The 20,780-nt window shown below is 70.1% G+C and carries 23 protein-coding genes; 11 read left to right on the forward strand and 12 right to left on the reverse strand.

The window, feature by feature from the left end; translation table 11 throughout:
• Nucleotides 1-14: 14 nt before the first annotated feature.
• The 4 genes from qcrC (at nt 15) to Q343_RS0110795 (ending at nt 4,300) form a co-directional block, all read left to right on the forward strand.
• Complete coding sequence (gene qcrC / locus Q343_RS0110780; protein WP_029253590.1) at nt 15-800, forward strand: cytochrome bc1 complex diheme cytochrome c subunit; 786 nt, start codon at nt 15-17, stop codon at nt 798-800.
• Nucleotides 797-1,828, forward strand: coding sequence for a cytochrome bc1 complex Rieske iron-sulfur subunit (qcrA, locus tag Q343_RS0110785; protein WP_029253591.1), 1,032 nt, complete (start codon nt 797-799; stop codon nt 1,826-1,828). Before qcrC ends, qcrA begins: the two co-directional genes overlap by 4 nt.
• Nucleotides 1,825-3,495 (forward strand): cytochrome bc1 complex cytochrome b subunit, encoded by a 1,671-nt coding sequence (gene qcrB / locus Q343_RS0110790; protein WP_043110001.1) that lies wholly within the window; start codon nt 1,825-1,827, stop codon nt 3,493-3,495. The genes qcrA and qcrB overlap by 4 nt, the downstream gene beginning before the upstream one ends.
• A 181-nt stretch (nt 3,496-3,676) precedes the next feature.
• Nucleotides 3,677-4,300 carry a superoxide dismutase gene (locus Q343_RS0110795; protein ID WP_029253593.1) on the forward strand — a complete coding sequence of 208 codons (624 nt, stop codon included), beginning with the start codon at nt 3,677-3,679 and terminating at the stop codon, nt 4,298-4,300.
• Between the two features lie 400 nt (nt 4,301-4,700).
• Here Q343_RS0110795 and Q343_RS0110800 read toward each other — a convergent pair whose 3' ends face one another.
• The 3 genes from Q343_RS0110800 to ctaC are packed head-to-tail and all read right to left on the reverse strand — an operon-like array spanning nt 4,701 to nt 7,752.
• The gene (locus tag Q343_RS0110800; RefSeq protein ID WP_029253594.1) at nt 4,701-5,102 is read right to left on the reverse strand and encodes a cytochrome c oxidase subunit 4; all 402 of its coding nucleotides are present in this window, start codon (nt 5,100-5,102) and stop codon (nt 4,701-4,703) included.
• Nucleotides 5,099-6,886, reverse strand: a complete 1,788-nt coding sequence (gene ctaD / locus Q343_RS0110805; RefSeq protein WP_029253595.1) for an aa3-type cytochrome oxidase subunit I — start codon at nt 6,884-6,886, stop codon at nt 5,099-5,101. Before ctaD ends, Q343_RS0110800 begins: the two co-directional genes overlap by 4 nt.
• Nucleotides 6,886-7,752, reverse strand: a complete 867-nt coding sequence (ctaC, locus tag Q343_RS0110810; RefSeq protein ID WP_052367125.1) for an aa3-type cytochrome oxidase subunit II — start codon at nt 7,750-7,752, stop codon at nt 6,886-6,888. The genes ctaD and ctaC overlap by 1 nt, the downstream gene beginning before the upstream one ends.
• 318 nt (nt 7,753-8,070) lie before the next feature.
• Between ctaC and Q343_RS0110815 the strand changes: the two genes are divergently transcribed.
• Both Q343_RS0110815 and Q343_RS0110820 read left to right on the forward strand, forming a co-directional pair.
• Nucleotides 8,071-9,228 carry a cysteine desulfurase family protein gene (locus Q343_RS0110815; protein WP_029253597.1) on the forward strand — a complete coding sequence of 386 codons (1,158 nt, stop codon included), beginning with the start codon at nt 8,071-8,073 and terminating at the stop codon, nt 9,226-9,228.
• Entirely contained in the window at nt 9,225-9,548 is a 324-nt protein-coding gene (locus Q343_RS0110820) for a sulfurtransferase TusA family protein (RefSeq protein ID WP_231959144.1), read from the forward strand. Before Q343_RS0110815 ends, Q343_RS0110820 begins: the two co-directional genes overlap by 4 nt.
• Here Q343_RS0110820 and Q343_RS0110825 read toward each other — a convergent pair.
• A complete protein-coding gene (locus Q343_RS0110825) occupies nt 9,541-9,891 on the reverse strand; it encodes a HesB/IscA family protein (RefSeq protein WP_029253599.1) in 351 nt (116 codons plus the stop codon). The two genes, Q343_RS0110820 and Q343_RS0110825, sit on opposite strands and share 8 nt — an antisense overlap.
• A 95-nt stretch (nt 9,892-9,986) precedes the next feature.
• The gene (locus Q343_RS14575; protein ID WP_162175484.1) at nt 9,987-11,009 is read right to left on the reverse strand and encodes a glycerate kinase; all 1,023 of its coding nucleotides are present in this window, start codon (nt 11,007-11,009) and stop codon (nt 9,987-9,989) included.
• Between the two features lie 39 nt (nt 11,010-11,048).
• On the opposite strand from Q343_RS14575, the gene nadA reads away from it, so the two are divergent.
• Together nadA and Q343_RS0110840 are read left to right on the forward strand one after the other, a co-directional pair.
• Entirely contained in the window at nt 11,049-12,245 is a 1,197-nt protein-coding gene (nadA, locus tag Q343_RS0110835; RefSeq protein WP_029253601.1) for a quinolinate synthase NadA, read from the forward strand.
• Nucleotides 12,246-12,300: 55 nt separating this feature from the next.
• Nucleotides 12,301-12,828: an acyl-CoA thioesterase gene (locus tag Q343_RS0110840; RefSeq protein ID WP_029253602.1), complete on the forward strand. Its 528-nt coding sequence runs from the start codon at nt 12,301-12,303 to the stop codon at nt 12,826-12,828.
• A gap of 8 nt (nt 12,829-12,836) precedes the next feature.
• Here the strand turns inward: Q343_RS0110840 and Q343_RS0110845 are convergent, their stop codons facing one another.
• Nucleotides 12,837-14,210, reverse strand: coding sequence for a dipeptidase (locus Q343_RS0110845; protein WP_029253603.1), 1,374 nt, complete (start codon nt 14,208-14,210; stop codon nt 12,837-12,839).
• Nucleotides 14,211-14,266: 56 nt separating this feature from the next.
• On the opposite strand from Q343_RS0110845, the gene Q343_RS0110850 reads away from it, so the two are divergent.
• A complete protein-coding gene (locus tag Q343_RS0110850; protein ID WP_052367127.1) occupies nt 14,267-14,863 on the forward strand; it encodes a DUF3043 domain-containing protein in 597 nt (198 codons plus the stop codon).
• On the opposite strand, the gene yczE is transcribed toward Q343_RS0110850, so the two are convergent.
• Together yczE and Q343_RS15200 are read right to left on the reverse strand one after the other, a co-directional pair.
• Nucleotides 14,787-15,452 (reverse strand): membrane protein YczE, encoded by a 666-nt coding sequence (yczE, locus tag Q343_RS15195; protein ID WP_155990724.1) that lies wholly within the window; start codon nt 15,450-15,452, stop codon nt 14,787-14,789. The genes Q343_RS0110850 and yczE overlap by 77 nt on opposite strands.
• Nucleotides 15,446-15,592, reverse strand: a complete 147-nt coding sequence (locus tag Q343_RS15200; protein WP_155990725.1) for a hypothetical protein — start codon at nt 15,590-15,592, stop codon at nt 15,446-15,448. The genes yczE and Q343_RS15200 overlap by 7 nt, the downstream gene beginning before the upstream one ends.
• A 60-nt stretch (nt 15,593-15,652) precedes the next feature.
• Here Q343_RS15200 and yczR point away from each other — a divergent pair, with 60 nt between their 5' ends.
• A complete protein-coding gene (yczR, locus tag Q343_RS0110865; RefSeq protein WP_029253605.1) occupies nt 15,653-17,146 on the forward strand; it encodes a MocR-like transcription factor YczR in 1,494 nt (497 codons plus the stop codon).
• Here the strand turns inward: yczR and Q343_RS0110870 are convergent.
• Genes Q343_RS0110870 through Q343_RS0110885 form a run of 4 tightly spaced genes read right to left on the reverse strand, consistent with a single transcriptional unit; the run spans nt 17,115 to nt 19,142 of the window.
• Nucleotides 17,115-17,318, reverse strand: a complete 204-nt coding sequence (locus Q343_RS0110870; RefSeq protein WP_029253606.1) for a hypothetical protein — start codon at nt 17,316-17,318, stop codon at nt 17,115-17,117. The genes yczR and Q343_RS0110870 overlap by 32 nt on opposite strands.
• Complete coding sequence (locus Q343_RS0110875; RefSeq protein WP_029253607.1) at nt 17,315-18,358, reverse strand: quinone-dependent dihydroorotate dehydrogenase; 1,044 nt, start codon at nt 18,356-18,358, stop codon at nt 17,315-17,317. The genes Q343_RS0110870 and Q343_RS0110875 overlap by 4 nt, the downstream gene beginning before the upstream one ends.
• Nucleotides 18,358-18,786 carry a hypothetical protein gene (locus Q343_RS0110880; protein ID WP_043110003.1) on the reverse strand — a complete coding sequence of 143 codons (429 nt, stop codon included), beginning with the start codon at nt 18,784-18,786 and terminating at the stop codon, nt 18,358-18,360. Before Q343_RS0110880 ends, Q343_RS0110875 begins: the two co-directional genes overlap by 1 nt.
• Nucleotides 18,783-19,142, reverse strand: a complete 360-nt coding sequence (locus Q343_RS0110885; protein ID WP_029253609.1) for a hypothetical protein — start codon at nt 19,140-19,142, stop codon at nt 18,783-18,785. The genes Q343_RS0110880 and Q343_RS0110885 overlap by 4 nt, the downstream gene beginning before the upstream one ends.
• A gap of 46 nt (nt 19,143-19,188) precedes the next feature.
• Between Q343_RS0110885 and Q343_RS0110890 the strand changes: the two genes are divergently transcribed.
• Nucleotides 19,189-20,676 carry a leucyl aminopeptidase gene (locus Q343_RS0110890; RefSeq protein ID WP_029253610.1) on the forward strand — a complete coding sequence of 496 codons (1,488 nt, stop codon included), beginning with the start codon at nt 19,189-19,191 and terminating at the stop codon, nt 20,674-20,676.
• Nucleotides 20,677-20,780 lie beyond the last annotated feature (104 nt).

The raw sequence follows: 20,780 nt of genomic DNA on the forward strand, positions 1-20,780 counted from the left end.
ACGAGGATCGATTCGTGAAGGCACTCGCCGCCCGCAGGCACCACCGGTTGGCACCGGTCGTGCTCCTGCTGCTGGCACTGCTGGCTACCGGAGGGCTCTACGCCCTCCTGGCGCCCAGCCCTGCTAGCGCAGACTCAGCGAGCACCCAGGACATCGAGACGGGCGAGAAGCTCTTCCAGGCCAACTGCGCGACGTGCCACGGCCCGTCCGCGACCGGAACCGACGACGTTCCCTCGCTCGTCGGTGTCGGTGCGGCCGCGGTGGACTTCCAGGTCTCCTCCGGCCGGATGCCGATGCAGTCGAACGGCCCCCAGGCCATCCGCAAGCCCGCACAGTTCGACGCCGAGCAGACCGCGCAGCTCGCCGCCTACGTCGCGTCTCTCGGCACGGGCCCGACCGTTCCCACCGACGAGCAGGTCGACCCGGCACTGGGCGACCCCGCCACGGGTGCTGCGGTCTTCCGCACCAACTGCGCGATGTGCCACAACGCCGTCGGTGCCGGCGGCGCGCTCTCCGAGGGCAAGTTCGCCCCGTCGTTGCTCGAGGCCGACGTCACCGACCGTCAGATCTACGAGGCCATGCAGACCGGACCGCAGTCGATGCCGGTCTTCAACGACGCCAACATCACCCCCGAGGAGAAGCGCGACGTCATCGCGTACATCGAGGAGCAGCGCGACGGCTCGGCCGGCGGCCTCTCTCTCGGATCCCTCGGACCAGTCAGCGAAGGCCTCTGGGCCTGGGTCGTCGGCCTCGGTCTCCTGATCGGTGCCGCCGTGTGGATCGGAGCAAAGTCCTCGTGAACGACAACCAGCACTCCACCGAGCTCGGGGACGCACAGAACCGCGACGTCGACCGCTTCGACGACCCGGGTTTGCCCGAGCACCGGCACCGTCGTGCCGACTCCGACCCCGCCGCGGACAAGCGCGCCGAGCGGCAGGTCGTCGTCCTCTTCCTCATCTCGATCATCGGCACGGTCGCCTCGATCGTCGCCTACTTCGTCTTCCGCCCGGACGGCACCACCGACGGCGTGCGGATCTCGACGCTGACCCTCGGGCTCGGCATGGCGTTCGCCCTGCTCGGCATCGGCCTCGCAGCCGTCCACTGGGCCAAGACCCTGATGAACGACACCGAGGTGACCGAGGAGCGCCACGAGCAGCGCACCCCGGACGCCGAGCGAGAGATCGCCGTCCAGAAGCTCTCGGACGGTGCGGCCGACTCCGGCATCGCACGCCGCGGCGTCCTCAAGGGCGCAGCGCTCTCCGCGCTCGCGATCTTCCCGCTCACCATCGCCGTGCCGCTCGTCAGCTCGGTCGGCGGCGACTGGAACGTCAGCAAGTTCCGCCACACCCGCTGGGACAAGGGCACCCGCCTCGCCATCGACCCCACGGGTCGACCGATCAAGGCCGCCGACGTCACCATCGGATCCGTCTTCCACGTCATCCCCGACGCGACCGAGGAGGAGCGCGAGTCGCACGCGTGGATCACGGAGAAGGCCAAGGCCGTCGTCCTCGTCGTCCGCCTCGACCCGCGCGACCTCAAGGAGGCCGAGGACCGCAAGGACTGGTCCTACGACGGCATCGTCGCGTACTCGAAGATCTGCACGCACGTCGGCTGCCCCGTCGCGCTCTACGAGCAGCAGACGCACCACCTCCTCTGCCCGTGCCACCAGTCGACGTTCGACATCGCGGACGGCGCGAAGGTCGTCTTCGGACCTGCCAAGCGCCCGCTCCCGCAGCTGCCGATCGCCGTCGACGACGAGGGATACCTGGTCGCCAAGAGCGACTTCCACGAGCCTGTCGGCCCGAGCTACTGGGAGCGTCTGAAGTGAGTACGACCGAACGAGCAGCCGCAGGTACGGCTGACTACCTCGACCAGCGCACCGGACTCGGCAAGGCCGTCAAGGAGTTCGCGCGCAAGACCTTCCCGGACCACTGGTCCTTCCTCCTCGGCGAGGTCGCGCTCTACTCCTTCGTCATCCTCATCCTCAGCGGCTTCTTCCTGACGATGTTCTTCGTCCCGAGCATGGCGCTGATCGAGCACCACGGCGCACCCGCGACGATGGACGGCGTCCTGATGTCGGAGGCGTTCAGCTCGACGCTGCACATGTCGTTCGACGTCCGCGGCGGACTCCTGATGCGCCAGATCCACCACTGGGCAGCGCTGCTGTTCATGGCCGCGATCGTGACGCACATGATGCGCGTGTTCTTCACCGGTGCGTTCCGCAAGCCGCGTGAGCTCAACTGGCTGGTCGGCATCGGACTGCTCATCACGGGTCTCGGCGCCGGCTTCACGGGCTACTCGCTCCCGGACGACGTCCTGTCCGGCAACGGTCTTCGCATCACGGACGGCGTCATCAAGTCGATCCCGATCATCGGCTCGTACATGTCGTACTTCGTCTTCGGCGGCGAGTTCCCGGGCGAGGACATCATTCCCCGCCTCTTCACGCTGCACATCCTGGTCGTCCCGGCCATCATCCTCGCGATGATCGGCCTGCACCTGATGATGGTCGTCCTGCACAAGCACACGCAGTACCCGGGTGGTGGACGCACCGACAAGAACGTCGTCGGCTTCCCGCTCTTCCCCGTCTACGTGGCCAAGGCCGGCGGCTTCTTCTTCGTCGTCTTCGGCGTGCTTGCCCTCATGGGTGGCACCATGGCGATCAACAACGTCTGGAACTACGGACCGTACGACCCCTCGCCCGTCTCGGCGGGCGCACAGCCCGACTGGTACATGCTCTTCCTCGAGGGCTCGCTCCGCCTCATGCCGGGCGTGACGGAGTACATGATCGGCGACTACACGCTCAGTCTGAACGTGCTCGTCCCTGCCGTGATCATTCCGGGCATCCTCTTCACGTTCCTGATCGTGTACCCCTTCGTCGAGGCACGCGTGACCAAGGACAAGCGTGAGCACCACGTGCTCGACCGTCCGCGGAACGTGCCCGTCCGCACGGGCCTGGGCGTCGCCTTCCTGACGGCGTTCATCATCCTGGCGCTCGCCGGGTCGAACGACCTCATCGCGACGCACTTCTCGCTCTCGATCAACGAGATCACGTGGGTCTTCCGCATCCTGCTGTTCGTCGGCCCCTGGTTCGCGTTCTGGGTCACCAAGCGCATCTGCCTCGGACTCCAGCGCAAGGACCGCGAGCTCGTGCTCCACGGGCACGAGACCGGGCGCATCGTCCGGTTCGCGAACGGCGAGTACATCGAGGTCCACCGTCCGCTCGACGAGCAGGAGCGCTGGTTGCGCGTCGCGTACGACGCCCCGACCCCCCTCGAGCTCGAGCCCCAGACCGACGCACGAGGCGTGCCCCGGAAGGGCTACAAGAAGGAGCGTCGTTGGGCTCGTCTCTCGCGCTTCTTCTACGAGGACCGCATCGAGCCGGTCACGCCGTCCGAGCTGGCGGCGGCGCACGCCCACGGATCGCACGACGAGCTCGAGGGCGCCAAGGCTCCCGAGCTGCATGCGGGTGACACGACGCACGAGGGTGATCGCTGATCCTCCCTCGCGAGTTGTCCGCAGGTCCGGCAAAGTAGTACAGACGGCCCGCGAGAGTGCTTACCAGATCTCTGGGCACTCTCGCGGGCCGTCTGCATGACCGCACTGCGGCGATCCATCGCGGCAGTGACGTTGACACCACGGTGCTGCACCGTGGTCCGATATTGGAGGATTACACAGCATGGCTGTCTACACGCTCCCCGACCTGACCTACGACTACGCCGCGCTCGAGCCGCACATCTCCGGGCGGATCATGGAGTTGCACCACTCCAAGCACCACCAGGCCTACGTGACCGGCGCGAACACGGCTCTCGAGAAGCTTGAGGCCGCCCGCGAGGCAGACGACCTCGCTGCCGTGAACCTGCACGAGAAGAACCTCGCGTTCAACCTCGGCGGGCACGTCAACCACTCCGCGTTCTGGACCAACCTCTCCCCCGAGGGCGGCGGCGAGCCCGAGGGCGAGATCGGCGACGCGATCACCGAGCATTTCGGCTCCTTCGCGGCGTTCAAGAAGCACTTCACCGCGGTCGCAGCCGGCGTGCAGGGCTCTGGCTGGGCGATCCTCGCCTGGGACTCGATCGGTCAGAAGCTGATCATCGTCCAGCTCTACGACCAGCAGGGCAACATTCCGATGGGCCTGACCCCGATCGTCCTGCTGGACTGCTGGGAGCACGCCTACTACATCGACTACCTCAACGTGCGTGGCGACTACATCAGCGCGTGGTGGAACATCATCAACTGGGAGGACGCTTCGGCACGCCTGAGCCGTGCTCGGACGCAGACGCAGGGCCTGATCGTCCCGTGAGCTAGTCCGTTCTCCGCACGGCAGTCGTCGACCGCCCCGTGAGGCCCAGAGGCCCGGTATCCATCAAGGATGCCGGGCCTCTGGCGTCGGTGGCGGGCAGAGGGCACGTAGTGCGGAACCGGGTGACGCGAGGGACCACGCTCGTTCGATCTCGACAACGGGCGATCTCAAGCACGGGCGATGGCGGCCATGGAGAGCGCAGCTCGGGCGACGGTGGTGCACGCCGCACCACGACGCCCACATCTCTGCCGCGAACAGAGCGCTGTCAGCGGTGATCAGCCGATGTCGCCCGACCCCGCGACCCTCTCCCCGTCGCGACGGGGAAAGCAACAGCGCCTCACCGCTCTGTGCGAGCGGTGAGGCGCTGTGTCTGCGTCAGGGACGCAACGACGCTGAGAGGTCAGTGCGCGTGCTGTCCGCGGGAGTACTCGAAGACCCAGCCGACCAGAGCGACGATGCCGATGGCCACACCGATGTAGAGCAGCCACCAGCCGACGGCGAGTGCGGCGAAGACCACGGCCGCCGAGAACCCGGTAGCCAGAGGCCACCAGCTCCACGGGGCGTACACGCCCTGGTCGCCGGCACCCTCCTCGATCAGGCCCTCAGGGTCGTCTTCCGGCCGGTCGTCCATCTTATTGGCCGTGAGGACGAGGTACAAGCCGATCATCGTGACCAGGCCGGCGGTCAGGAGGAGTCCGACGATACCGACAGGCTCGGACCAGTCCGTCGCGATCCCGTAGATGACCCCCACGACGATGTAGAACGGCGTCATGGCCAGGAAGACCTTGTACTCGACCTTCATGAGGTTCCTTCCTCATCCTTCTTCGACGCAGCATGATCGCCGGTGCCTTCGGCGACACGCTCGATGGCGGTGTCCTGCTGGCCCTGCCGTTCGGCATCGCCGTAGATCTTGTCGAGGATCGTCTGATCAGCCTGGGGATGCTCCATCGCGGCGACCTCGGGGTGGTGCAGGTCGAACGCGGGCGACTCAGACCGGATCCGCGGCAGCGAGACAAAGTTGTGTCGGGGCGGCGGGCACGAGGTGGCCCACTCGAGCGATCGACCGTAGCCCCAGGGGTCGTCCACGGTGACCTTCGGCGCGTTGCGCCAGGTCGTGTAGACGTTCCAGAAGAAGGGCAGCGTCGACGCCGCGAGAAGGAAGGCACCCACGGTCGAGAGCTGGTTCTCCCAGGTGAATCCCTCGTCCGCGTAGTCGGCGTAGCGACGGGGCATGCCCTCGACACCGAGCCAGTGCTGGATGAGGAACGTCATGTGGAACCCGACGAAGAGCATCCAGAAGTGCACCTTGCCGAGTCGCTCGTTCAGCATCCGCCCGGTGAACTTGGGCCACCAGAAGTAGAAGCCGGCGAACATCGCGAAGACGACGGTTCCGAAGACGACGTAGTGGAAGTGCGCGACCACGAAGTAGGTGTCGGAGATGTGGAAGTCGAGCACCGGGCTCGAGAGGATGACACCGGTCAGTCCACCGAAGAGGAAGGTGATGAGGAATCCGATGCTCCATAGCATCGGAGTCTCGAAGGTCAGCTTCCCGCGCCACATCGTGCCGATCCAGTTGAAGAACTTCACACCGGTCGGGATGGCGATCAGCATCGTCATGAACGCGAAGAACGGCAGCAGCACGGCACCGGTCACGTACATGTGGTGCGCCCAGACCGTGACGGAGAGCGCAGCGATCGAGATCGTCGCGTAGACGAGCGTCTTGTACCCGAAGATCGGCTTGCGGCTGAAGACCGGGAAGATCTCGGAGACGATGCCGAAGAACGGCAGGGCGATGATGTAGACCTCAGGGTGCCCGAAGAACCAGAACAGGTGCTGCCAGAGGATCGCACCACCGTTCTCGGGGTTGAACACCTGCGCACCGAGCACACGGTCTGCACCGAGGGCGAAGAGCGCTGCGGCCAGCGGCGGGAACGCCATGAGCACGAGGATGCTCGTCACGAGGACGTTCCAGGAGAAGATCGGCATCCGGAACATCGTCATGCCCGGCGCGCGCATCGTGATGATCGTCGTGATGAAGTTGACGGCACCGAGGATGGTCCCGAACCCACCGAGCGCGAGCCCGAACACCCAGAGGTCTCCCCCGAGCCCTGGACTGAACGTCGTGTTCGACAGCGGCGCATACGCGAACCACCCGAACGACGCGGCGCCCTGCGGCGTGAAGAAGCCGGCCGACGCGATCAGGCCGCCGAAGAGGTAGAACCAGTACGACAGCATGTTGAGCCGCGGGAAGGCGACGTCGGGCGAGCCGATCTGCAGCGGCATGATGACGTTGGCGAAACCGGCGAACAGCGGGGTCGCGAACAGCAGCAGCATGATCGTGCCGTGCATGGTGAAGAGCTGGTTGTACTGCTCCTTGCTCTGCACGATCTGGATCCCGGGCTCGAAGAGCTCGGCCCGGATCACGAGGGCCATCAGCCCGCCGATGCAGAAGAAGATGAACGACGTGATCAGGTACATGTACCCGATCGTCTTGTGGTCGGTGGACGTCACCCACTTGATGACTGTCCGTCCGAGGGTCTGGCGCTGCGGCGCCAGGCCCGGGATCGTCTCGGCCTGGGCGACCATCAGCTCTCCTCGCCTTCTGCGTGCGCGTCGTTGGTGGGCTCGCTCTGCTCGCGGCTGAAGCCCTCGACGGGGATCGACCCCGTCTGACCGAGCTCGCGCAGCTCGTCCATGTGCTCGTCGAACTCTTCCTGCGAGACGACGGCGACGTTGAAGAGCATCCCGGAGTGGAACTCTCCGCAGAGCTCGGCGCACTTGCCGGCGTAGACGCCCTCGCGCTCGGGGATCACCTGGAAGGTGTTGGTGCGACCCGGGATCATGTCCTGCTTGTAGAGGAAGGCCGGGACCCAGAACGAGTGGATGACGTCACGCGACTGCAGCTCGAACTCGACGCGCTGGTCGACCGGCAGGTACAGGGTCGGCAGCGACTCGGCCGTACCCGGTGCGTCCTCGATGCGGTCGTCGACGCCGAGCGAGCTCGGGTCCGACTCCTGCTGGCCGACGGAGTAGACGTCGCTGTCCAGGTAGTTGAAGTCCCAGCTCCACTGCTTGCCGATGGCCTGGATCGTGAGGTCCGGCTCCGCACTCGTGTCCTGGATCTCGGTCATGTCACGGTCGGTGAAGAAGAAGAACGTGAGGATCATGATCGTCGGCACGGCCGTGTACATGATCTCGAGCGGCATGTGGTACCGCGTCTGGACCGGCAGCTGGTTGTCGTCCTTGCGCTTGCGGTAGACCGTGATGCACCAGAGCATCAGGCCCCAGACGATCAGACCGACGACCAGGAGAACCTCCCAGGCGCCGACCCACATGTCGGTGATGCGCCCGGTCTGGTTTGTCACCTCGCCGTCGTCGAAGCCCGGAAGGAAGCCGCGCTGAAGAGCGTCGCTGGAGCAGCCGGAGAGCAGCGCGACGCCGGCAGCGGTCATCGCTGCTGAAACGAGTGCGCGCCGCGTGCGGCGTGGTGAGTTCGAACGCAAGGGGTGCCTTTCACGTCACGTCCTGGATGTCTCGTGGTGTGTCTCCACGAGTCCCACGCAGAACCTTCGTCCTTGACACACGAAGCCTAGCCCGGGATTCGCTCGAATGACGCGAGACGAACCCGGCATACAGACGGTTCCGTCACCTTCGGCCCACGATTCCAGCGGGTTCGGCACGCCCTCGCCCGGACTGTCAGATAATTGCCGAGCCGCCTCCCCGTACGGTGGTGGGTCGGACGCCCACGAGCACCCAGGAGACCACGGCCGATGACGGAATCACCACCCCGCACGCTGCTCGACGCTTCGGGCAACGCGAGCCTTCACCCGCTTGCCAGGGAGGCCTACGTCCGGTCCCTCGCGGACGGCTGGGCCGACCCGCGACGCCTCCATGCCGAGGGTCGACGGGCCCGGGCACTGCTCGACGGGGCGCGTGAGTCCCTCGCCGCCTCCCTCGGCGTGCGCACGCAGGAGATCCACCTGGCCCCGAACCACGTCGCCGCGATCCACACCGGCGTCCTGGCGATCCGGGGCGGCAGACGTCGCCGTGGGCAGGCGGTCGTCCTCCCCGCGGTCGAGCGCGCCGCCGTCCGGCACGCGGCCGCGCACCCGCTCCCCGGCTCGGACGCACCGGCCACAGTCGTCGACGTCCCCGTCCGCGCCGACGGACGGGTGGACGCGCAGGCCTTTGCCGACGCGGTGGCGACCCCCGGTGTCGCGCTCGCCTGCCTGCAGCACGCGAACGGCGAGGTGGGGACGGTACAACCGCTCGAGCAGGCGGTCGAGGCCTGCGCGGCGTCGGGAGTCCCGCTGCTGTGCGACGCCGGGGCCACGATCGGACACCTCCCCGCGCCGGGCGGGTGGGACGCGCTCGCGGCAGACCCCGCCGACTGGGGCGCCGGCCCCGGTGTCGGGGTGCTCGCGGTCCGCGCGCGGACCAGGACGCGCAGCGCCTGGCCCGAGGACGACGAGGCGTGGTTCCCGGGGGGCGTCAGCATCCCCGCGGCGTTCGCCGCCGCCGTCGCGCTGGAGGCCGTCCTCGGCGAACGGGCGGCCGAGGCCGCCCGGCAGCAGGCGCTGATCGACCAGGTCCGCGCGTGCGCCACCACCGTCCCCGACACCCAGGTGGTCGGCGACCCGGTCACCCGCCTCCCCCACGTGGTGACGTTCTCGTGCCTGTACGTCGACGGAGAGGCTCTCGTGACCGAGCTGGACCGCCGGGGGTTCGCGGTGGGATCGGGATCGGCCTGTACGTCGAGCACGTTGGAGCCGAGCCACGTTCTTGCCGCGATGGGGGTGCTGACCCACGGCAACGTACGAGTCTCGCTCGATCGCACGACCACCGCCGACGACGTGGCGCGGTTCTGCGCCGAGCTGCCGGACGCCGTCGCGACGGTGCGCGACGCACTGGGGGTGAACGGTCTGTGAGCGCTCTGGCCCGGACGGTCGACGCGAGCGGGCTTCGATGCCCGCTCCCCGTGATTCACCTCGCCAAGGCGGCTCGCGACGTCGAGGACGGCACCGTGATCACAGTCCTCGCGACTGACCCGGCCGCCCGGCACGACGTTCCCGCCTGGGCGCGGATGCGCGGCCACGCCCTCGTCGGCGAGACCTCCTCGTCCGTCGACGACGACGGGGTGGAGACCTGGACGCTGAGCGTGCGGATCTGTGCCACGTCGCCCGAGAACGACGGCGGCCCGGCACCTCGTCGAGGTGCCGGGCCGCCGAGCGGTGCGTCGATCAGCTGAAGGATCCGCCGCAGGCGCAGGAGTCGCCCGCGTTGGGGTTGTCGATCGTGAAGCCCTGCTTCTCGATCGTGTCGGCGAAGTCGATCTTGGCACCCTCGAGGTAGGGGACGCTCATCTTGTCGACGACGACCTCGACACCGTCGTAGTCCTTGAGCGCGTCACCGTCGAGCACGCGCTCGTCGAAATACAGCTGGTAGATGAGGCCGGAGCAGCCACCGGGCTGGACGGCGACACGCAGGCGCAGGTCGTCACGACCCTCCTGCTCGAGCAGGCTGCGGACCTTGCCGGCCGCGACGTCGCTCAGGATGACCCCGTGGGTCGCGGTCTCGGTCGTCTCGCTCATTGGTCTCTCCCGGAAGTCGTCGGTCAGTGCTGAGCCAGTGCTGAATGGTCCAACGCATGCGTCGTCGATGATGTTCCCGAGTCTACTCCCGGGCCTCAGCGACGTGTCCACGTGCGAACGACGCGCGCGGTCGCCGACGCCGGGTCCGCACCGAGGGGATACGCAGCCGCGACACCGGCCGCGGACAGCTCCCGTCGCCCCACCCGGACGTCCTCGGCGAGCACGACGACGGGCACACCCACGTCTGCGGCCCGGGACACGGTGTCGGGGACCACGCCCGTGTGCAGACCGGAACCGTCGAGCCGCTCCACGACCAGCACCGCGACGTCGTGCCGCTCGATCGCGGACCCGAGCCCGACGACGTCGCCGAGCACCGCGGCGGCGGACTCGACACGACCGCCGAGCGCCCGGACCGCGAACCCGAGCCCACCGCCCGCACCGGCGCCTGCCGCCGTCAGCACCCGGAACGTCTCGCGCTCGCCCGCCCCCGCCATCAGACCCGGCCTGTCCGCCTCGACCGCACGTGCGACGTCGTACGCGTACGCCGACAGCGCGGCCTCACGCTCCTGCCCGGCGTCGCCTCCACGCAGGGCGCTGACGCCGTTGAGACCGAGCAGAGGGAGGTCGTCGTCACTGAGGCAGACGAGCGTGGTTCCGGCCAATCGCGCTCGCGCACGACGCACCGTGTCCGGGGTCGGTTCGGCAAGATCAGAGGAGCCTGCGACGGACCTCAGGAGTCCTTCCCCACCGTCGGGGACCTCGGCGTCCCCGGCGAGGAGAAAGACCGTGTCGGCGTGGTCCGCGGCGGCGAGCACGAGCCCCCCGACGTCCCAGGACCCTGCGCCCGGCAGCGGGTCGATCTCGGCGGCGGCGACCCACGCTCCCGCCGCGGAACGGACCACGGTCGCCGGACCACCGACGGCCCGTGCACCGCCTGCCGCGTCCGCAGGCCCCGTCAGGACGACCGGGATCCGCTCCCCCGGCACGACGGCGAGACCCGTGGCTCCGGCGTCCCCGACCTCCACGAGATCGGGCGACTGCGGCGCCGAGCGCGCCCACGTGTCCAGAACCGCCGCGACGAGCGGGGTGCGTGCCGCGGCGATCACGAGTGCGTCCATCCCAGGATTGTGCCAGCAAGCCTGTGCGAGAATCGCGGCGTGAGCACGCTTCTCCATGACTTCACCGAGCCTCAGCAGTCCCCCCTCCTCCTTCTCGGGCAGAACCGGGACCTCGACTCCGAACGCGGCGTCGAGTGCACGGGCGAGCTTCCCGCGCCCAGCGACCCGAACCTCGTCGAGCGGGCCCGCGCCGCCAAGGAGGCGCTCGGGGACCGTGTCTTCGTGCTCGGCCACCACTACCAGCGCGACGAGGTCGTCCAGTTCGCCGACGTGCTCGGGGACTCGTTCAAGCTGGCTCGCGAGGCGGCGGCCCGCCCCGACGCCGAGTACGTGATCTTCTGCGGCGTGCACTTCATGGCGGAGAGCGCCGACATCCTCACCTCGGACTCCCAGCAGGTCGTCCTGCCAGACCTGGCGGCCGGCTGCTCGATGGCCGACATGGCCGCGATCGACCAGGTCGAGGACGCCTGGGAGTCGCTCGAGGACGCCGGCGTCGCCGACTCCGTCGTCCCCGTGACGTACATGAACTCGTCCGCCGCGATCAAGGCCTTCACGGGTCGGCACGGCGGCACCGTCTGCACGTCCTCCAACGCGGAGGTCGCCCTGCGGTGGGCGTTCGACCAGGTCGGCGGTGTCGACGGGACCGGTAAGGTGCTCTTCCTCCCGGACCAGCACCTCGGGCGCAACACGGCCGTCGAGAAGCTCGGTCTCGGGCTCGACGACTGCGTGATCTTCGACCCACGCAAGCCGCAGGGCGGGCTGACCGACGCCGAGCTCGCCGATGCGCGTGTCATCCTCTGGCGCGGGCACTGCTCGGTCCACGGACGCTTCTCCGCAAAGAACGTCGCCGACATCCGCGCCGCGGTCCCGGGCGTGCAGGTCATCGCGCACCCCGAGTGCCGCAACGAGGTCATCCGGGCCGCGGACCACGTGGGGTCCACCGAGCACATCATCCAGACGCTCGACGCGGCGGAGCCGGGGTCTGCCTGGGCGATCGGCACCGAGCTGAACCTCGTCCGCCGTCTTGCCGCCGCCCATCCGGACAAGCAGGTGCACTACCTCGACTCGACCGTGTGCTTCTGCTCGACGATGAACCGCATCGACCTGCCGCACCTCGTCTGGGCCCTGGAGTCCCTCGTCGCGGGCCGCGTCGTCAACCGCATCGTCGTCGACGAGGACGACGCGCACTGGGCGCGCGTCGCTCTCGACCAGATGCTCGCGCTGCCCGGGATCTGAGTCGCCCGACCTACCGATACCTAATACTCCGGGTCGTCGGTAGTACGGTGCCGGGATGACCAGAACTCTTCAGCTCGCGGCAGCGACCCTGCGCCCGCGACGGGCGATTCCCGGCCAGCACATGCTCGACGTCTCGGTGACGACGATGCGGGTCCACCCCGGAGACCTCGACCTCTACCGTCACGTCAACAACGGCGTCTACCTGCAGATGATGGACGTCGCGCGGAGCAACTTCCTCGCCGACCTCGGCGCCTTCGGACTCCTGAACGAGCGCGGCTGGTACCCCGTGGTCGCGTCGTCGACGGTTGCGTACAAGCGCTCGCTGAAGCTGTGGGACCGCTTCGAGATCCACACCCGGGTACTCGGCTGGGACGAGCGGATCGTCTACCTCGAGCAGGCGTTCTGGCGTGACGGGCACCGCTACGCACGCGGCCTGGTCGCCGGCAGGTTCCTCGCGCGCTCCGGTGAGCGGGTCTCCGGCCCCGACGTGGTCGCGCTGCTCGAGCCGGAGCTCGCGGCGCCCGAGCTGCCCGAGGACGTCGCCGGGTGGGCGGACGCCCTCGGGATCTCGTACCGGGCCTGACCCGAGGCCTACTCCCCCAGCGCGCGCAGGAGCAGGGCCTCCGCGAGGACGACCTTCTCGAGCTCGCCGAGGTGGACGGACTCGTTCGGGCCGTGGGCCAAGGACGCGGGATCCTCGACGCCCGTCACGAGGATCGCGGCCTCGGGGAAGGCGACGAGAAGGTCCGCGATGAAGGGGATCGACCCACCGAGCCCGATGTCGACGGGCTCCGTGCCCCACGCCGCTGCGAAGGCGGCCCGCGCGGCACGCATCGCGTCCGAGTCCTGCGGCGCACGGAACGCCTGACCCGTCTCGCCGTCGCTGACCGTCACCCGGGCCCCGAAGGGCGCGTTCGCCTCCAGGTGGGCGGTCAGCGCCGTCGCGGCGGCCGCCGGGTCCTGGCCCGGGGCGATCCGCATCGAGACCTTCGCGCGCGCCGAGGGCGCGATCGTGTTCGAGGCCGAGTCGGCCGGGGTCGCGTCGATCCCGAGGACGGCGATCGTCGGCCTGGCCCAGAGCCGGCCCGCGATCGACCCCGTCCCCGCGAGGTGCGTGCCCGGGAGCATGCCGGCGTCGGTCCGGAACGACGCCTCGTCGTAGTCGACCTCGGGCTCGGGCCCGACGACCAGGCCCTCGACCGCCACGTCGCCGTTCTCGTCGTGCAGGGTCGCGACGAGGCGGGCCAGCAAGGTGTAGGCGTCGAGGACGGGGCCGCCGAACATGCCGGAGTGGACCGGCGACTCGAGCGCGGCGACCTCGACGGTGCAGTCGACGAGTCCACGCAAGGAGGTCGTGAGGCCGGGCACGCCGACCTTCCAGTTCGCGGAGTCGGCCACGACGATCACGTCGGCCCGCAGGAGATCGCGGTACTGGTCGAGGAAGTCGACGAAGCAGGGAGAGCCGATCTCCTCCTCGCCCTCGGAGAAGATCGTGACACCGACGCCGAGATCGTCGCCCAGGGCGCGCAGCGCACCGAGGTGCGCGACGATCCCCGCCTTGTCGTCCGCGGCCCCGCGCCCGTACAGCCGCCCGTCGGCCTCCCGCGGCTCGAACGGGTCCGAGGTCCACCCGGACGTGCCCGGGGGCTGGACGTCGTGGTGCGCGTACAGGAGCACCGTGGGTGCACCGGCGGGTGCCGGGCGACGGGCGACGACGGCGGGACGACTCGTGGCACCGTCAGGGCCCGACGAACGAAGGACCTGGACGTCGGGCATGCCCGCACCGCGGAACAGCTCGGCCACGGCGGCGGCGCTCGTGTCCATGACGGACTGGTCGAACTCGGAGTTCGAGACGCTCGGGATCCGGACGAGCGACTCGAGATCGCTCTGCAGGGCGGGAAAGAGGGCGGACACGCGGTCGCGCAGCTGGTCGACGACGGCGGCGGGGTTCTGTGCTGTGGTCACCGGTCCAGGCTACGCGCGAGTTCCGGGCCGGTCCTGCTCTCGTCTACCCTAGATGTGTGCCGAAACGTGAGAAGACCCCCGAAGCCGTGACGCCCGACGTCGAGCCCGTCAGCGCCACCGACGGCGCGATCAGCGGCAAGGGTCGACCGACTCCGAAGCGCAAGCAGGCCGAGGCCGCGAACAAGCGTCCCCTGGTCCCGAACGACCGTCGCGCCGCGGCGAAGGCCTCGAAGGAGAAGAACCGCGAGGCCCGCCTGCGTCAGCAGCACGCGCTGCAGACGGGCGACGAGCGCTACCTGCCGCCGCGCGACAAGGGCCCGCAGCGTCGGTACGTCCGCGACTACGTGGACGCCCGCTGGAACCTCGGCGAGTACTTTCTCTTCATCGCCATGCTCTCGCTCGTCGGGATGATCGTCACCTCCGCGGTCGCCCCGTCGGCGGCGACGATCATCGTCGTGGTGCTCTACGCACTCGTGCTCGCCACCATCCTCGACGCCGTCTTCATGTGGCGCGGCCTCAAGCGCAAGCTGCTCGCCAAGTTCGACGACGTCCCGAGCGGGACCATGATGTACGCCGTCACGCGCGCATTCCAGATTCGTCGAGCCCGCCTGCCGAAGCCTCAGCACAAGAAGCACGGTCACTACCCCGCGTAGCCCGTCGCCCGGCCCGGTCGAACCACGGCAGGGCGACCTGCACGACCGGGCCGACACCCACGGCGAAGAGGGCGGTAGCCCACCCGAGCGTGCCGCCGAGCGCCCATCCGGCGAGCACGACGGTGATCTCGATGAGGGTCTTCACCCGTCGCACTGGCCACCCTGTCTGCCGGACGAGTCCGGTCATGAGCCCGTCCCGCGGGCCTGGACCCAGGTGCACCCCGAGGTAGGCCGCCGTCGCGAGCCCGTTGACGACCACTCCCCCGACGGCGAGGGCGACGGCGGTCACGAGACCGGGGTCCGGCAGGATGCGCTCCAGCAGAGCCAGCACGGGACCGATCGTCAGACCGATGACGATCACGTTGACGACGGTGCCCACGCCGGGCCTCTGGCGCAACGGGATCCACATCAGCAGGACGAGGGCGCTCGACGCCATCACGACGGCGCCGATCCCCCAGCCTGTGCGGAGTGCCACGCCCTGGTGCAGGACGTCCCACGGCATCGCACCCTGCCCGGAGTGCAGGAGCATCGCCATCGAGAGCGCGAACGCCAGCAGCCCGCCCAGGAGCTGGGCGGTGCGGGCTACCACCAGCTGCCGGTGCGGTCCGGAGCGGTGTGGCTCGCCGGCGGGGTGCGACTTCCGCGGCCGTCGGCCTTGATCGCCTGCGAGAGGCGCACGAGCACCGTCGCGACCATGAGGAGCAGGAAGAGGGAGATTGCGAGTGTCATGCCTCCATCGTCGTCGCGATTGGCTTTGACTTATATAGCCAATATCGAGACAGTGGCCGTGTGACGACGACCACTGGCCCGCAGGTACCAGTCCACCGACAGCTGAGCGCGCACGCCGCCACGCGGCTCCTCGGGGACTGGCAGTCCAAGGGGCCTGCCTACCGGGCGCTGGCCGACGCACTGCGCGCCGCCATCCTGTCCGGAGCCCTCGGCACGCACACGCGCCTGCCCAGCGAGCGCGACCTCGCACTGTCCCTCGGGGTCTCGCGCACGACGACGACGGCCGCGTACCGCGAGCTGCGTGAGCGCGGTTTCGCCCAGGCCCGGACGGGTGTCGGGACGGTGACGGTGCTGCCCCGGCACTCGGGCCCCGCTCCCACGCCGAGCCTCACCGGCGGGGACGCCCCGCGCCCGCAGAGCTCGGCTCCGCACGGCGACCTGATCGACCTCGGCCAGGCGGCCCCTGCCGCACCGCCGGAGCTGCACGACGCCTACCAGCGCGCACTCGAGGCGCTCCCGCGCTATCTCAGCGGCATCGGGTACGAGCCGCTGGGCATCCACCCGCTCCGGGTCGCGATCGCCGAGCGCTACACCGCTCGTGGCACCCCGACCAGCGCGGAGAACGTCCTCGTGACCTCCGGTGCGCAGCACGCGATCACGACCCTCGCCCAGGCCCTCCTCGGCGCCGGCGAACGGGCGATCGTCCAGTCGCCGACCTATGCGCACGCGCTCGCCGCCCTGCGCGGTGCGGGTGCCCGCCTCGTCGGGGTGCCCGTCGGCACACCGGGACAGCCCGGGCCGCCACCGTTCGACGTGGACCTCTTCGAGTCGACCGTCCGACGGTCGGCCCCGCGCCTCGCGTACATGATCGCCGACAACCACAACCCGACCGGCTACACGTGGACCGAGGAGGAACGTCGGCGGGTGCGCGCCGTCGCCCGCCGCCACCGGATGCCGGTCATCGGGGACGAGACGATCACGGACCTCTACCTCGACCGGCCCTCCCCCGCGCCGCTCACGGGCGACGGGCAGGACGACACGCACGTGATCGCCGTCGGGTCGGCCTCCAAGAGCTTCTGGGGCGGCCTGCGGGTCGGGTGGGTCCGCGCGCACCCCGAGCTCGTCCGCCGCCTCGCGCTGCGCCGGGAGTCCATCGACATCGCGACGTCGGTGCTCGAGCAGCTCGCCGTCGTCGACCTCCTCGAACGGTCGGGCGAGATCCTCGCGGCACGACGGGTGCAGGTCGCACGCCAGCGCGACCACCTCGTCGCCGGACTCCGTCGCATCGAACCGTCGTGGCGGGTCCCCGAACCGCCCGGGGGCCTCTCCCTCTGGCTCGACCTCGGCGTGCCGCTCGGCTCGGCGCTCGCCGCCGCGAGCGCCGAGCGCGGCCTGCTGATCAACGCCGGCCCCGCCCTGACCCCGGACGGCAGCCATGCCAGTCAGGTACGACTGACGTTCGCCCCGTCGACGGACCGGATCGACGTGGGGCTGCCCCGGCTGGCCGACGCGTGGGCGAGGGTCAGTGGTCGGGCAGCGGGATCGGCGTCGTGACGACGAGCCCGTCGCGCAGCAGCTGCGCCTGGGTCACGCCGCGACGCGCGAGGTCCCGCCAGTGGGCTCCCAGCCACTCCTCGGCGTCGAACCTGCTGACGAACGCGGGGCTCGGCGGGAGCGCGCCCGTACCGGTGTGCGTGGAGTACTCCCAGACCCAGCGGGGCGTCATCGCGTGCCCCGTCCCAGCGCGCGGTTGATCCGGGACGGCCACAGCGGCCCCTCGTACACGAACGCGGTGTAGGCCTGGACGAGGTCCGCCCCGGCGTCCAGGTACGCCTGCGCGTCGTCCGCCGTGGTGATGCCACCGACACCGATCACGACCGCACCCGGTCGCAGCCCGCGTCGGAGCCGCGCGACGACGTCGAGCCCCCGGGCGAGCTCGGGCGGACCGGAGAGCCCGCCGGGACCGCGGTCGTGGTCGATCGTCGTGTTGACGGCGACCACCCCGTCCAGGCCGAGCTCGTCGACGAGGCGCGCGACGTCGTCCACGTCGTCGTCCGCCAGGTCGGGAGCGATCTTGACCAGCAGCGGGACGTGGCGCGGCGTCGAGGCGTCGGCGGCCTCCCGCACCGCGCTCAGGATCGGGCGCAGCGCGTCGACGGACTGCAGGTCGCGCAGACCCGGGGTGTTGGGCGACGAGACGTTGACGACGAGGTAGTCGGCGTACGGCGCGAGCACCCCGGCCGAGAACGCGTAGTCCGCGGCGGCGTCCTGCGCCGGCGTGACCTTCGTCTTGCCGATGTTGACGCCCACCACGGCGGCACGACCCTGCACGGTCGCCCGCAGGGCGGCCAGGTTCTCCGCGACCGCGAGCGCCCCGACGTTGTTGAAGCCCATACGGTTGCGCAGTCCACGGACGTCGAGCTCTCGCCAGAGCCGCGGCGCCTCGTTGCCGGGCTGCGGGTGCGCCGTCACGGTGCCGATCTCGACGAAGGCGAAACCGAGCATGCTGAGGCCGCGGACGCACCGCGCGTCCTTGTCGAACCCGCCGGCGATCCCGAGCCGCCCCGGGAAGCGACGTCCGAGGACGTCGACACCTCCGGCGCCCTGTGCACGCCGGCCCAGGTACGGGGCGAGAGCCCCCTGGACCAGACGGTTGAGGCCGGGCGTCCGGCCGGCGGTCGCGATCGCGTCGAAGGCCACGTGGTGCGCGGTCTCCGGGTCCATCCGGCGGAAGACCGTGTCGAAGAGCAGGTGGTACGGGCGCATCAGGCCTCCTGGTGGTTTGTTGCGGAGCGAGGCGTCCGGGTGCGCCAGAGCCAGTAGAGACCGACGACGGGCAGCACGACGGGGACGTAGCCGTAGCCCTGGCCGAAGTGGGACCAGACCGTCGCCTCGGGGAAGTCGCCCGCGTCGACGATCGACAGTGTTCCGACGACGAGCACGCCGATCAGCTCGACCCCCACCGCCCACCAGGCGACCGTGCGCCACCGCGCCGTCCCCCGCGCCAGCGCGACGGTGGCCACGATGTAGACGAGGGCGGCGAACCCGGAGAGCAGGTAGGCGACGGGAGCCTCGTCGAGCTTGGTGCCGATCTGGTAGAGCGCTCGTGCGCTCGACGCGATCGCGAAGATCCCGTACACGGCGACCAGCAGCCGCCCGAACCCCCGACCGGTCGCACCGGCGGGGGCGCTCACGCGGCGCCCCAGATCTGCCACAGGCGCAGCTCGAGGAACGCGACGGTGAGCGCCGCGACGGCGAGGACGACCGAGCTCCAGCGGGTCCGCTCCGCGAACGCCCAGAGCCCGGCCACCGGCAGCAGGATCAGCGCCGTCACGACGTATCCCCAGTAGAGGGCGGGGTCGCTCGCGCCGTCCCCCGCGACCGTCTGGGCGAGCGCGAGGACCACCTGGAGCCCGAGCACGGCCTCGACGACACATGCGCCCCAGAGCTGGCGCAGGATGACCGCACGGTCCCGGACGACGAACCACGCGGCCCACCCGGCCAGAGCCAGGCAGAGCGCACCGATGACGAGGGAGAGCGCGACAGACACGGCCCGAGCGTACCGGGAACGGGCGAGAAGGATTAGCATCGGGGGCGTGGCTGACCTCACTCTGACATCCAAGAACCCGACCACCCTCTCGGTCGACGCACTCGTCGTCGGCACCTGCACGACGTCGGACGGCGTCGCGTTCGTCGGCACGGACCTGCCGGCGACGCTCGTCGCCGAGCTCGAGTCGCTTGCCCCGACCCTCGGCATCACCGGTACCGCCGACGAGGTCCGCAAGGTCCCCGCCGGTGCTGAGCTCCGCGCCGGGGCTCTCGTCCTGACCGGGCTCGGTGCCCGGGACGACGACGGCCGTTTCGACGCCGAGACGCTCCGCCGCGCGGCCGGTGCGGCGCTCCGCGAGCTCGCCGGCACGTCCAGCGTCGCCGTCGCGCTCCCGACGGCTGACGTCGCCGACGTCGCTCCTGTCGCCGAGGGCGCCCTGATGGGTGCCTACGCGTACGAGCGCTACCGCTCCGGCGACGACGTCGCACGAGCCACCCCGCCGTCGACCGTCCAGCTCGTCACGGAGCACGCACGGACGGCCGAGGCCAAGAAGGCCGTCGCGCGCGCCGAGGTGCTCGCCGCAGCGGTGCACGGCACGCGCGACCTCGTGAACACCCCGCCGAACGACCTCTTCCCGGCCGCGTTCGCCGACCTCGCCAAGGCTGCCGCCAAGGGCAGCGGCGCGAAGGTCACGGTCCTCGACGAGAAGCAGCTCGCCGCCGGCGGCTACGGCGGCCTGATCGGGGTCGGTCAGGGCTCGACCCGCGGACCGCGGCTCGTCAAGATCGCCTACACGCCGTCGAAGGCCCGCGGCAAGGTCGCGATCGTCGGCAAGGGGATCACGTTCGACTCCGGCGGCATCTCGATCAAGCCCGCCGCGGGCATGGAGACGATGAAGTCCGACATGGCGGGGGCGGCCGCCGTCCTGCACGCCGTCGTCGCGGCCGCCCGCCTGGACGTGCCGGTGGCGGTGACCGGCTGGCTGTGCCTCGCCGAGAACATGCCGTCCGGTGCCGCCCAGCGCCCGTCCGACGTCATCACGATCCGCGGCGGCAAGACGGTCGAGGTGCTCAACACCGACGCCGAGGGCCGCCTCGTGATGGCCGACGGTCTGGTCGCCGCGACGGAGGAGAAGCCCGACGTGGTCCTCGACATCGCGACGCTCACCGGCGCCCAGGTCGTCGCCCTCGGCAACCGGGTCTCCGCGGTGATGGGCAGCGACGAGGTCCGCTCCGAGGTGCTCGCAGCCGCCGAGACCACGGGCGAGGCGTTCTGGCCCATGCCGCTGCCCGACGAGCTGCGTGCCGGCCTGAAGTCGAAGGTCGCCGACCTGCAGAACATCGGCGACCGGCCCGGCGGGATGCTCAGCGCCGGGATCTTCCTGCGCGAGTTCGTCGGTGACACCCCCTGGGCCCACCTGGACATCGCGGGCCCCTCGTTCAACGAGAAGGCGCCGTTCGGCTACACCGGCGTCGGTGGCACCGGTGTCGGGGTCCGCACGCTGCTCGGACTGATCGAGGGTCGCGCGTCCTGACCGACGTGGCTGCACACGGCAGAACGGCGTCGTCGTCCCACCCTGCTCGACGGGACGACGACGCCGTTCTGGCGTCCGGGTGGCGGGTCTGCCCGTCGCCCGAC

The sequence above is a fragment of the Paraoerskovia marina DSM 21750 genome (assembly GCF_000701465.1).
Lineage (GTDB): Bacteria > Actinomycetota > Actinomycetes > Actinomycetales > Cellulomonadaceae > Paraoerskovia > Paraoerskovia marina.

Bases quoted from the DNA above. Each gene is read 5' to 3' on its own strand.
- Q343_RS0110795 (WP_029253593.1), top strand. From the start codon at position 3,677: ATGGCTGTCTACACGCTCCCCGACCTGACCTACGACTACGCCGCGCTC.
- Q343_RS0110800 (WP_029253594.1), bottom strand. From the start codon at position 5,102: ATGAAGGTCGAGTACAAGGTCTTCCTGGCCATGACGCCGTTCTACATC.
- ctaD (WP_029253595.1), bottom strand. From the start codon at position 6,886: ATGGTCGCCCAGGCCGAGACGATCCCGGGCCTGGCGCCGCAGCGCCAG.
- ctaC (WP_052367125.1), bottom strand. From the start codon at position 7,752: ATGACCGCTGCCGGCGTCGCGCTGCTCTCCGGCTGCTCCAGCGACGCT.
- Q343_RS0110815 (WP_029253597.1), top strand. From the start codon at position 8,071: ATGACGGAATCACCACCCCGCACGCTGCTCGACGCTTCGGGCAACGCG.
- Q343_RS0110825 (WP_029253599.1), bottom strand. From the start codon at position 9,891: ATGAGCGAGACGACCGAGACCGCGACCCACGGGGTCATCCTGAGCGAC.
- Q343_RS14575 (WP_162175484.1), bottom strand. From the start codon at position 11,009: ATGGACGCACTCGTGATCGCCGCGGCACGCACCCCGCTCGTCGCGGCG.
- Q343_RS0110840 (WP_029253602.1), top strand. From the start codon at position 12,301: ATGACCAGAACTCTTCAGCTCGCGGCAGCGACCCTGCGCCCGCGACGG.
- Q343_RS15200 (WP_155990725.1), bottom strand. From the start codon at position 15,592: ATGACACTCGCAATCTCCCTCTTCCTGCTCCTCATGGTCGCGACGGTG.
- Q343_RS0110870 (WP_029253606.1), bottom strand. From the start codon at position 17,318: ATGACGCCCCGCTGGGTCTGGGAGTACTCCACGCACACCGGTACGGGC.
- Q343_RS0110875 (WP_029253607.1), bottom strand. From the start codon at position 18,358: ATGCGCCCGTACCACCTGCTCTTCGACACGGTCTTCCGCCGGATGGAC.